This window comes from Mucilaginibacter arboris (assembly GCF_009754915.1).
Classification (GTDB): Bacteria; Bacteroidota; Bacteroidia; order Sphingobacteriales; family Sphingobacteriaceae; genus Mucilaginibacter_A; species Mucilaginibacter_A arboris.
The window spans coordinates 39,274-51,487 of sequence record NZ_WPIK01000002.1; the positions used below are offsets into that span (position 1 = coordinate 39,274).

Annotated in this window: 8 protein-coding genes; 3 read left to right on the forward strand and 5 right to left on the reverse strand. The window is 38.0% G+C overall.

Annotation, left to right across the window (positions count from 1 at the left end):
* Nucleotides 1-75 precede the first annotated feature (75 nt).
* Nucleotides 76-2,955, forward strand: a complete 2,880-nt coding sequence (locus GO621_RS02070; RefSeq protein WP_157563737.1) for a TonB-dependent receptor — start codon at nt 76-78, stop codon at nt 2,953-2,955.
* Between the two features lie 374 nt (nt 2,956-3,329).
* Here the strand turns inward: GO621_RS02070 and murA are convergent, their stop codons facing one another.
* The 4 genes from murA to GO621_RS02090 form a co-directional block, all read right to left on the reverse strand.
* Complete coding sequence (gene murA, locus GO621_RS02075; protein WP_157563740.1) at nt 3,330-4,634, reverse strand: UDP-N-acetylglucosamine 1-carboxyvinyltransferase; 1,305 nt, start codon at nt 4,632-4,634, stop codon at nt 3,330-3,332.
* Nucleotides 4,635-4,663: 29 nt separating this feature from the next.
* Nucleotides 4,664-5,371 carry a DUF4290 domain-containing protein gene (locus tag GO621_RS02080; protein ID WP_157563742.1) on the reverse strand — a complete coding sequence of 236 codons (708 nt, stop codon included), beginning with the start codon at nt 5,369-5,371 and terminating at the stop codon, nt 4,664-4,666.
* 84 nt (nt 5,372-5,455) lie between these two features.
* A complete protein-coding gene (locus tag GO621_RS02085) occupies nt 5,456-7,726 on the reverse strand; it encodes an ATP-dependent helicase (protein WP_157563743.1) in 2,271 nt (756 codons plus the stop codon).
* Nucleotides 7,727-7,804: 78 nt separating this feature from the next.
* A complete protein-coding gene (locus tag GO621_RS02090; RefSeq protein WP_157563745.1) occupies nt 7,805-9,196 on the reverse strand; it encodes a tetratricopeptide repeat protein in 1,392 nt (463 codons plus the stop codon).
* A gap of 218 nt (nt 9,197-9,414) precedes the next feature.
* On the opposite strand from GO621_RS02090, the gene GO621_RS02095 reads away from it, so the two are divergent.
* On the forward strand, nt 9,415-9,567 hold the full coding sequence (locus GO621_RS02095; RefSeq protein ID WP_157563747.1) for a hypothetical protein: 153 nt from the start codon (nt 9,415-9,417) through the stop codon (nt 9,565-9,567).
* 20 nt (nt 9,568-9,587) lie between these two features.
* Here GO621_RS02095 and GO621_RS02100 read toward each other — a convergent pair whose 3' ends face one another.
* On the reverse strand, nt 9,588-10,520 hold the full coding sequence (locus GO621_RS02100) for a GDSL-type esterase/lipase family protein (RefSeq protein ID WP_198170099.1): 933 nt from the start codon (nt 10,518-10,520) through the stop codon (nt 9,588-9,590).
* Between the two features lie 225 nt (nt 10,521-10,745).
* On the opposite strand from GO621_RS02100, the gene GO621_RS02105 reads away from it, so the two are divergent.
* Nucleotides 10,746-12,113 (forward strand): dipeptidase, encoded by a 1,368-nt coding sequence (locus tag GO621_RS02105; RefSeq protein WP_157563751.1) that lies wholly within the window; start codon nt 10,746-10,748, stop codon nt 12,111-12,113.
* The last annotated feature ends 101 nt before the right edge of the window (nt 12,114-12,214 follow it).

Here is a 12,214-nt window from a genome sequence, read left to right on the forward strand (position 1 = left end):
ATACAATTTTAAAACTTAAAGCTTTTATCTTACCAAAAAGAGCATTGTTTTTTTGATTTAAGGAACTTAAAACTGATGAAAAGATCACTACTTATACTGGCTGTTTTATTCCTTATATCAGGAACGCTACTTGCGCAAATACCCCAGAATATGCAAGGCAGGCAGCAACGGCCGGTGGCACCACCATTGCCCTTACGCCAGGTAAGCGGTATTGTAAAAGATTCTTCGGATAATATATTAGCAGGTGCAGTTATCAAATTAGAATCCCCAAAAGATACGATGAGTACTTCTGCTAATGCAGATGGTATATTTATTTTTAAGAATGTAAAGTCGGCTACATTTGTACTTACTGTAGCCAGTATTGGATATAGAAGGCTTGTTAAACGTTTTCTGAATAATGATGCTGTTCCCCGATTGGTTTTAGATCCTATAATCCTGAAATCAGACGTCCAAACATTAAAAGGGGTAACCATAAATGGTACGCCAAGTATTACTTACAAAACAGATACTGTTGAATACAAAGCCAGTGATTATAAAGTGCGTGCAAATGCTACGGTTGACGAGCTTTTGAAAAAAATGGAAGGTTTTGAAGTTGGTAGCGACGGAACGGTTACGCATCAGGGGCAACAGATAACCAAGGCTAAACTAAATGGTAAAGAATACGCAGGCGGGGATGTGGCGCAAGCGATTCAGAACCTGCCTGCAGAAATTGTAGAAAAAATACAGGTGGTTGATGATTATGGCGACCAGGCTGCACGGACCGGAATTAAAGACGGTGACCCCCAGAAAGTTTTGAATATTACTACCAGAGCAGACAGGTCTGTAGGCACAACCGGAAGATTAACCGGGCAATATGGCAACAACGACCGTTACAATGCCCAGCTTTTTGTACAACGCATTAATGCTAACGAGCAATTGGGTGTTATAGGGCGTTTGGCTAATACGGTAAACGGTGTAGCATCTTCAGGTGTGGCAGGAGGCGCTACGAATGGAGGAGGTGGTGGCACAGGTGTTGGTGCGGGAGCCGGACGGGGCAGCAGTAGTCCAGGTACAACAAAATCTGGTTCTCCTTCATTCAACTACCGGGACCAGTGGGGTAAAAAAATCGAGGTCATCGGAAGCTATGCTTATCGGTTTAGCGATAACAATTCCATCAACGACAGCTATGGACAAAGATATTCTACTAATGGTTCCAGCAATTTTGTTAACCATAACACCGCAGAAAATAATAGCAAAAGCCATAATGTGCGATTTGAAATGGATTATACGATAGACAAAGCCAATTATTTACAAATAACCCCAACGTTTTCTTATACAGGCTCTAACAGTTTAACCAATTCGCTAACTAATAATATTAACTATTTTACAACTGGTTTGGAGCATCCGGTAGTTAATGGAACTTCCAGTAATACCAATGCTGCGCCAGCTTATGGTTTAACGGCTTTTTACCTGCATGTTTTTAAAAAGCCGCGAAGAAATCTTTCCCTTCAATACAGCGTTACTACTTCCAACACCCAGCAAAATGGGGATAAAAACAATAATTACAGATATTATGCGGATAGCACCACTGACAGGCTGGTTAGCGATTCCCTTTCACACTTATTAACAAACCGCAGCAGCCGGAACACTACTTATACCACCACTGGAACTTATGTTGAGCCTATCGGTAAATATTCGCAAATCGAGTTTACCGGCCAAATTCGAAGAGCAGTTTATGATAATAAAGCAATATCTGATACCGTACTGGCAAACGGACAAATACAGGAACTTACGCGCTTAGATAACATCTACAATTACTCGTTCACCGAGTCTCGGTATTCTATAAATTACCGTTACAATGGCACCAAATATAATCTTTCTTTGGGTGCATTAGCTTTGCCCAGCAGGTTAGATGGCAATAAAGTAAATAATAGCGGAGATGGCAGTGCTGTTTCCACATCGCATAACTATTTCCGTATTATTCCTGTGTTTAGAGCTTCTTACTCCTGGTCACGCACAGAAAGGATATCTTTTACTTACACAGGTGATAACGTTGAACCACAGTTTCAGCAAATACAACCTTTTACAGACCGTACCGATCCTAATAATATTGTTGTTGGTAACCCTAACCTGAAACCCACTTTTACAAATTCGCTTAATCTGGTTTACAATAATTATCTGTCTAATTCAAAACTGAACCTATCATTTAACATGAACGGTACTTTTTACCAGGACCAGATCACGAGCAATACCATTCAAATGGTCCAAATCATTACAAATAATGGTGCAACTACCCGTAAAACAATTAATGAGATTACTTATGCTAACGTTGAAGGTTCACATGCCATTGTTGGTAGATATAATATTGCAAAACAGCTTTCAGACCGTAAATATAACCTGTCTTTAAATGGTAATATAACCTATAATTACAGCGAAGCCATGAGCAACAACCAGTTGTACCACAATACCAACTGGCGTTTTGACGAGCGTTTTGGCCCACGGATCAGCCCGACCGAGAATATCGAAATTAACCCTTATATCGGGTACGATCTTTCCCGGTCGTTCACTACCTTGCTTGGTGCTGCCCCGACAATGCTCCGGACCACCTCTTTAGCTGTTGATGGCCGGGTATATTTCTTTAAAACATTTCAGATTAATTATAGCGCGACCAAAAGCTATGTAACCGGTTTAGGCAAGCTGGGAAACCCAAGTCCGTTTGTTATTAATGCTGGTTTTGAAAAAGAATTCTTTCAGAAAAAAAACCTTGTGATCACCTTCAATGTTTTTGACCTCTTGCACCAAAATAATTTTATTCAGCAAACAGTAACTGCCCAGGCAGTAACCAATACGCTTTCCAACACCTTAAGCCGGTACTTTTTAATTGGGATGCGCTTAAGCCTGCAAAAATGGAGTGGCAGGCCAACACGAAATGGCAGGCCAATGCAAAGACGAGGCGATGGCAGTTTTATGTATTGATTTAGGTGATCTGATTTAATAGCAATAATGCCTATAGTATTTTAATTAAAAAGACCATTAAAAACCTTGAGGATTGTAACGTATTCAAATAATGCGAAATGATAAATAATTTGATGGAATAGTATTAGAGCCTGTTTAAATTTTGTTCAATTTATTTCGTATGCTTCTTTTATCACCTAAAAAACAGAAAATTTCTATGCTCATTTTATCAGTAGGTATTGCAAAAACAAGATTTATAGGCATAAAAGAAGCACTATAATTTAAAACAGCTCTTAATTAAAATTACTTGATAAAAGAAGCTCCGGTTGCATTAGCAGCCAGAGCTTCTTTTATAATAGGATTTTTATTTTTAGAAAAGGCGGAGAAAAACCTCTTTAAATTCGCTTAATATCAGCCCCTAAAGCTAATAAGCGCTGATCAATATGCTGATAGCCGCGTTCAATTTGTTCAATATTACTGATTACAGATTTTCCTTTTGCAGATAAGGCAGCAATCAGCAAAGAAACGCCGGCACGAATATCTGGCGAAGTCATTTCAATTCCTCTCAATTTAACTTTTTTATCTAAACCAATTACGGTTGCACGGTGAGGGTCGCAAAGAATGATCTGCGCGCCCATATCAATCAATTTATCTACAAAAAATAGACGGCTTTCAAACATTTTCTGATGGATCAGCACAGAACCTTTTGCCTGCGTAGCAATCACCAAAACAATACTCAGCAGATCGGGTGTAAAACCTGGCCAGGGCGCATCGGCAACAGTCAAAATAGAACCATCAATAAAAGTATCGATCTCGTAATGTTTTTGAGCCGGGATGTAAATATCATCGCCGCGCAATTCAAACTGAATTCCTAAGCGTGCAAAAGTATTTGGGATAATGCCAAGTTCCTGAAAGCAAACATTTTTTATCGTAATTTCTGATTCCGTCATGGCAGCTAAACCAATAAAAGAACCAATTTCAATCATATCCGGCAATAAACGATGTTCTGTTCCGCCTAATTTTTCTACACCTTCTATGGTTAATAAATTTGATTTAATACCAGAAATCTTAGCGCCCATCCGGTTCAGCATTTTACAAAGCTGCTGTAAATAAGGTTCGCATGCGGCGTTATAAATCGTAGTCGTTCCTTTAGCCAACACAGCAGCCATCACCACGTTTGCGGTCCCGGTTACGGATGCTTCTTCCAGTAAAATATCGGTTCCGTGTAAGTTGGTTGCATCTACATCAAAAAATTCATCGCTTGCATTGTATTCAAAACGTGCGCCTAATTTTTCAAAACCTAAAAAGTGTGTATCGAGCCTTCTGCGGCCAATTTTATCGCCTCCGGGTTTTGGAATGGCTGCTTTACCATAACGAGCCAAAAGCGGGCCAACGATCATGATAGACCCTCTTAAACCTCCGCCTTTTTGTTTAAAAGCATCCGATTTAAAAAAATCCTGATCGATATTTTTTGCCTGGAAAGAATAGGTATCAGCAGCTAAACGTTCTGTCTCAACGCCCATATCACCTAAAAGCTCGATCAGTTTATTTACATCTTTTATATCCGGAATATTGCTGATCGTTACTTTTTCTTCCGTTAGTAAAACGGCAGAAATAACCTGTAAAGCTTCGTTTTTGGCACCCTGGGGTATAATTTCTCCCTTTAAAGGTTTGCCACCCCATATTTCAAATGCACTCATATATTATTTTTTACCCGGTAAAAACAGCATCAGAATTTTCTGCCGCCGGGATTGTTATTGTTGGTTCGGTTTCGGTTATTTTGCATGTGCCGCGGGTTGTTGTTATTGTTCTGGCGGCCTTTATTGTTCTGGTTATTATTGGTTCCGCCACGCGCACGGTTATTGGTGTTTTGGGCAACAGGCGTACGATATTCTACCCGGTTCAGGTTGATGTTTTCCTCCAGTTGCAGCTCGCCTTTTGACAGGATTTTCAAATCATTCAAAATCGTTTCATCTGCAACAGAATCTTTGTTCCAGGTAACATAAGCCATTTTCATAAAATTGGCAATGGCCTGGACCATGTGTTGGCGGCGCTGGGTATCTTCAATGCTTTTGGCTTTGTCGATCATCAGTTCAACAGTTTTGCCATAATGTTTAAAGCTGATCCTGTCCTGCGGATATTTTAGCGGGGCAGGTTTAAAATGAATAGCTTCTTCACTTGGTTTTGGATAAGGAGAATCCACATCAATCTTAAAACCGGAAATAATGTTGAGATGGTCCCAAAGCTTATGTTTAAAATCAGCAACGTCGCGTAAATGCGGGTTTAAAAATCCCATCAAATCAATCACCACTTGTGCATAGCGGTTGCGTTCTTCTTTAGTTGGGAGTTCTACAATATATTTAACCATATTCTGTACGTTGCGGCCATATTCAGAAAGGATTAGTTTATTGCGGGAAGTATTATAATCAAAAGTCATGTTTTCAAATTAAACTGTTAATACTTGATGGGATTAACAGATGTTGCATTTAAAGCGTTAATATACTTTAAATAGTATAAAAAGCTATTCTACGATACGAAGTTTTGCAAATTTAAGCAACAATTGCTTCTGGCCAAGCTCTTTAAAAAATATTGTTGCTTTTATATCAGGTTTGTTGCCTTCCAGGTTAATTACTTTACCAAAACCAAACCGTTCGTGTTCTACTTCCATGCCCGTTTGTAATTTAGTCATGTCCGAAGGGGCAAAGCCCGCCGTGGGCACATGTGCTTTTGCTAAAACAGAAGTTGTTTTAGGACTGGAAGCGGATGGTTTTGGTTTAGAGAAGATATCTTTATTCCGGTTGTCCGGTTTTTCGTCATCAAAAAAAGGATTTCCAGTAGCTGGTTTCGCACTGTAATCCAATTCCAGGAATTTTGCATCTATCTCATCTAAAAATCGGCTTGGTTCGCAATTAATTAATGTTCCAAATTTAAACCTGGAAGTTGCATAGCTTAAAGTAAGTTTATGTTCTGTACGCGTTACACCAACGTAAAACAAACGCCTTTCTTCTTCCAGGTCTGTTCTCGAATTTAAGGATAATTGAGATGGGAACAGGTTTTCTTCTAATCCAACAACAAAAACGTGTGGAAATTCCAGCCCTTTTGAGGAATGGATGGTCATCAGCGAAACGGTATCTGCATCTTTATTTTTGTCGTTATCATCATTGGTTAACAAGGCAATATCCTGCAAAAATACATCCAGGCCTTTTTCTTCAATATCTTCCCGCTCAGAAAACTCTTTAATACCGTTCAGCAATTCCTGGATGTTTTCGTGGCGGTTTAAACCTTCTATCGATTTATCTTCGTACAAATCTTTCAGCAAACCCGAATGCTGGGCAATGTGCAAAGCAGCTTCATAAGCAGACATGGTTTGCGCGATGACCTGAAAACTTTGGATCAGGATTATAAAGTTGCTTACGGTAGAAGCAGTTCTTCCATCTAAATACTTAGCCGGATCTGTAGCAGCTTCCCATAAACTGATTTGATGCTGATTGGCACTTACAATCAAACGGTCAACAGTCGTATCGCCAATGCCTCTTTTAGGGTAGTTAATTACGCGTTTTAAGGCGGCTTCGTCATGCGGATTATATGTCAGCCGGAAATAAGCAATCAGATCTTTAATTTCTTTACGTTGGTAAAAAGACAAGCCGCCATAAATTTTATAGGGAATATTGAGTTTCCGTAATGCTTCTTCCATTGATCTGGATTGTGCATTCGTGCGGTATAAAATAGCGAAATCATGCCAGCGCAAACCTTTATTGGCGTGTTCCTGCAATATCGCTTCGGCAACCATTTTACCTTCTTCGTTATCACTAAAGGCACGCATTACTTTAATTTTATCGCCGTGCTCTTTTTCAGAATAAACTGTTTTTTTAAGCTGATCTTTATTGTTGGCGATGATGCTGTTGGCTACATTTACAATATTTTGGGTTGAGCGATAATTCTGCTCCAGCTTAAAAACATGCAAGTCGGGGTAATCCTTCTCGAAATTTAAAATGTTCTGAATGTTTGCCCCGCGGAAAGCGTAAATACTTTGCGCGTCATCACCAACCACACAAATATTTTCATTAATGGCAGCCAGCTTTTTTACAATTAAATATTGAGAATAGTTGGTATCCTGATACTCATCTACCATCAGGTATTTAAACTTGTTCTGGTATTTATATAAAACGTCCGGATTTTTTTTGAGTAGTTCATTGGTTTTGAAAAGCAAATCATCAAAATCCATCGCTCCTGCACGATAACAACGCTGAGCATACGTTTCATAAATTTTGCCTAATTGTCCGCGCCCGCCAGAAAAATCATCCGCCTGGATCTGATCATTCTGCTGATATTCCTGCCAGGAAATCAAATTGTTTTTGGCAGCAGAAATCCTGTTATAAACGAAGTTAGCGCTGTACAATTTATCATCCAGGTTCATTTCTTTCAGGATTGCGCGAAGCAAGCTTTTGCTGTCGTCCGTATCATAAATAGTGAAGTTAGAAGGATAACCAATTTTGTCAGCTTCCACTCGAAGTAATTTTGCAAAAACAGAGTGGAAAGTGCCCATCCAGATGTTTTTTGCTTCTGCACCAACCACGCCCACAATCCGTTCGCGCATTTCGCGTGCGGCTTTGTTGGTAAAAGTTAATACCAGGATGTTAAAAGGATCGATTCCTAACCGGATCAAGTGGGCAACACGGTAAGTTATTACCCTGGTTTTACCAGAACCCGCTCCGGCAATAATCATCACCGGCCCTTTAACACATTCTACTGCTGCTCGTTGCGAAGGGTTTAATCCCTGTAAATATTCCAATTGTTCGTTTTATTTTATTTGCAAAATTAAAAATACTGCGCGGAGTTAATGCAGCAATGCTTCTTTTATAGGGGTAAATTATATTTTATCAGGATTGAGGCCGTGGTTGTCGTTCAGGGTTTTACTCATGCTGATAATTTCTTCATCAATATTAAAAACACATTTTTTAATCAAATCAATGCATTCTTCCTGGTCTATCATGCTGTTTTCCTGCAAATAAACTATTCCTTTTAAAGTAGCAATTGGCCCGCGGATTTGGTGCGACAGATGTAAGGAATACTCAGAAAGCCTTTTGTTTTTTACTTTTAAATCCTTGGTACGCTCATCAATTTTTTCTTCTAAATAGCGGTTTAGTAAATCGGCATGTTCCTTTTGTTTAGATACTTCAATATTAAGACGGGTAAGCTCTGTATTGCTCCTGTTCGTTCTTTTAATGTTGATAATTAATAAGCAAACCAATGCCGCTAACAATGCTGCAACGGTTGCGCTCGACCAAAAAAGAGTAGTTGCATATTTCTGCTGAGCTATAATGCGTTCATTTTTTGTTCTGTTTTCAAGCTGAACAAATAAATCAGAAGCAAGTGTAATCCTTTTAGAAAAAGATTGCCTGTAGTAAGCGCTATCCTGACTAAAGTTTTGTTTTAAATAACCCAAAGCGGTTTTGTAATCACCTTTTTTATATGCTAACTGATAGAAAGCATAGTTATAATCATTTTGCAAATCGCGGTTATCCAGGTTTCTGGCATATTCAAAACCATTAGTTAGTGTTTTTTCTGCTTTATCAAATTTACTTTGATTGAGATAAACATTTGATAAGGTTAAATTAATATTTGCAATTGTAACATTTAAATTTAGCGCCTGTGCTTTTGTAAAAGCTTCCTGTAATATAGTTTCAGCTTTTTGGTATTGCTTTAAATAATTGTATGCTTCTCCCTGATTTTGCATACAAGTTACAATCAAATCAGGTGCATTAATCTCTTTAAACAATTGTGTACTCAGTTGAAACTTTTCCAACGCTTCGCTGAAGTTTTTCTTCTTCATCTCAACAATACCTATATTGACATACAATCTTGCAATTTCGGGTTTGGCTTGGTATTTTTTAGCAATTTGCAATGCTTTTGTATAATATTCCAACGCTTTATCATAATCACTGGATAAATACAAATTGCCAATATTGTTATATACTTTTCCGATGGCGTTGAAATTGTGGGTTTGTTCAAAATATAGAATTGCTTCTAAATATTTATCCAGTGCTTTTTCATAATTGTTTAAATAGGATTCGCCTATGCCAATTACCCGGCATGCCTCTCCCAGGCCGTTTAAGTAGTTTGTTTTTTTTGCCAGGCTAAATGCTGTTGTTGCGTATTTAATAGTTAGTGCAGGAGATTTTAACCTAAGGTTGAATGCCATATTGGTTATAGAATCTATACTATTTATGCTTTTGTTGTCTTTGATTCCAGTATTGTTCATATCAATACAAAATGCACCGGTACAAAAAGGTAGCAATAGTAAATTGAATATAACGGATTTAAGTATCAAGTTAACTGGTTTTTGTTAGTATAAAAACTAATATTTTTCTGTTGAAAAATAACTGTGTAGTAATAAAAAAAACATTATGAAGCAACCTGTGCTACAGATTTACGTAACACTGATTGTAAAAAGTATATTACTAAAACAACAGGAAAATTATGAAAAGGTTTATGCTCGCATTATTTGCTTTTGCCACAATTTGTACAGTGTCTTGTAAAAAGGAAAGTGTTGATCCGGAAAACCCAACGATTAAAAAAGCATATATGAGCAGTGGTGGCGGTGATAAAAGGCCAAGTAGTCATTGTGATTAAGTATAACCACAAGTAATGCTTTATCGGCCAAGTACAACCATTTTTTTTACATATTGCTCTGTTGGTGTTTGCATGGCATAGAGGTAAATTCCAGGGACAAGATCTGTGGTTGGAAGTACAATTTCATGATAGCCGGAATTGAAATAGTTGTTTGCCAGTGTTTTAACAATTGCCCCGGCCATATTGTACAAGGTTATTATAACTTTATTAGATTTAGCTAAACTAAACCCAATTGTTGTGTTGTTAACAGAAGGATTGGGATAATTCTGGCTTAAGCCCGAAAGCAGTAATTTGTTTTCAATAATCATATTCAGGGTATCAAACCAGGCATAAGCAATCCGCATATTTCCCTGTGCATTAGGGTGCGTAGTATCCTGGTATAAAGACCAGTCCCTGCCCAAAACAGCATTTATATCTGTAAAATAAATTTTTCTGTTGGTGGCAATTCTTCTGTAGATAGCATTAATTTGCCTGATTACAAAATTTGCATTTTGGTTACGTTTGTTATTGGTATCGTTTAAGTATTGAATGGTCCCGATAACTGGTATTAAATTGTAAGCCAAAGCAATTTCTATCATTTTGTCCATATTGCTTTGCGTTTCTGCTATTTTCATTTTCCCGTCCACAATAGCCAAAGCATCATTTAAGCCCATCAAAATCAATACAAAACCAGTTTTGTTTTTAATAGTAGCTTCAAAACGGGCTAAACCTTGTGTGGTAGTTTGACTGGGGATGCCATAATTATCTACTATTATAGTTTTACCGGGATAACAGGCTTGAAAATCAGAATTTAAATATCCCTGAAACTGAAGCCCATTAATTCCAGCTACAGTACTGGCACCAAAGGTGGTAATATCGATACTGTCTTTAGCATACAATTTTGAAGATAAAGAACAGCTTGGACTTTGCGCATAAACAATTGCTGATGTAAAAAATGCTAAAAACAGCAGCAAAAACCTTATCGACCTACGAGCCATTTAACCTTTATTTTATTAATAAACCCCGACTAACAAAAACCTTAACGAATATACATTAAAATTTGACAGTTTGAAAAACAACTACATAGGATTTTTATAATAATTAAAAATATTTTTTCATTAAGGTTTAGCTGTTAAGGCTCAAAACGTATTTACACTACATGGAAGCAAAAATTATATATTTGTTCAAAACGTTTAGTAATGCAAGAAATTAAAAAATATGTAGAAGCTAACAAAGACCGATTTTTAGATGAATTGTTTGCTTTGCTTCGTTTCCCTTCGGTAAGCGCTGATCCAAAATATAAAAATGATGTTTTAAATGCAGCAGATTTTGTTGCCGAAAAACTGCGGGAAGCAGGTGCAGAAAATGTAGAGGTTTGTAAAACAGCTGGTTATCCGGTTGTTTACGGTGAAAAAACTGTTGATGCCTCTAAGCCTACCGTTTTAGTTTACGGCCATTATGATGTGCAGCCGCCGGATCCGTTAGAGCTTTGGAAAACGCCGCCATTTGAACCCACTATCCGCGATGGTAAAATTTATGCCCGTGGTGCCTGTGATGATAAAGGGCAGTTTTATATGCATGTTAAAGCATTTGAACTGATGATGAAAACCAACAGCCTGCCCTGCAATATTAAATTTATGATCGAGGGTGAAGAAGAAGTAGGATCGGATAACCTGGCAACCTTTGTACAGCAAAATAAAGAAAAGTTAAAGGCTGATGTTATTTTAATTTCGGATACTTCTATGCTGAGTATGGAAAACCCTTCTTTAGAAACCGGTTTGCGCGGGCTTTCTTACCTGGAAGTGGAAGTAACAGGGCCATCGCGCGATTTGCACTCAGGCGTGTATGGCGGTGCGGTTGCTAATCCGATCACCATTCTGTCTAAAATGATCGCTTCTTTTCATGATGAAAACAACCATATTACCATTCCGGGTTTTTATGATGATGTAATTGAACTGACGGATGAAGAAAAACATGCCTTAAACGAAGCACCGTTCAACATAGATGAATACAAAAAAGATTTGCAGATTAAGGAAATCTGGGGCGAAAAAGGTTATAGTACTTTAGAACGTACCGGAACAAGGCCAACATTAGAATTGAACGGAATTTGGGGCGGATACATTGGCGAAGGTGCCAAAACAGTATTGCCATCCAAAGCATCTGCAAAAATATCTATGCGTTTAGTACCAAACCAAAGTTCGGCTAAAATAACAGAGTTGTTTACTAAGCATTTTGAAAGCATAGCACCACCGTATGTAAAAGTGAAGGTTACACCACATCATGGCGGCGAACCGGTAGTTACACCCACATCGAGTGCTGCTTTCCGCGCAGCCGAAAAAGCAATTGAAGAGTCTTTCGGTAAAAAGCCAATTCCAACCCGTGGCGGCGGAAGCATTCCGATTGTAGCTTTGTTTGAAAAAGAATTAGGCATAAAAACAGTATTGATGGGTTTTGGCTTAGACAGTGATGCCTTGCACTCGCCAAACGAGAAATACGATATTTATAACTATTATAAAGGTATCGAAACCATTCCTTTGTTCTATAAATATTTTACAGCGTTATCATAAAATAAATTGATTTAGGCAGATGCTTCTTTTATCACCTAAAAATTAACCGTATGCTTACTTTTTAAAGTAACTTATCTTAGAACAATATCGTTACAAATAAA

Bases quoted from the DNA above. Each gene is read 5' to 3' on its own strand.
- murA (WP_157563740.1), bottom strand. From the start codon at position 4,634: ATGAGTGCATTTGAAATATGGGGTGGCAAACCTTTAAAGGGAGAAATT.
- GO621_RS02090 (WP_157563745.1), bottom strand. From the start codon at position 9,196: ATGAACAATACTGGAATCAAAGACAACAAAAGCATAAATAGTATAGAT.
- GO621_RS02095 (WP_157563747.1), top strand. From the start codon at position 9,415: ATGAAAAGGTTTATGCTCGCATTATTTGCTTTTGCCACAATTTGTACA.
- GO621_RS02080 (WP_157563742.1), bottom strand. From the start codon at position 5,371: ATGACTTTTGATTATAATACTTCCCGCAATAAACTAATCCTTTCTGAA.
- GO621_RS02070 (WP_157563737.1), top strand. From the start codon at position 76: ATGAAAAGATCACTACTTATACTGGCTGTTTTATTCCTTATATCAGGA.
- GO621_RS02105 (WP_157563751.1), top strand. From the start codon at position 10,746: ATGCAAGAAATTAAAAAATATGTAGAAGCTAACAAAGACCGATTTTTA.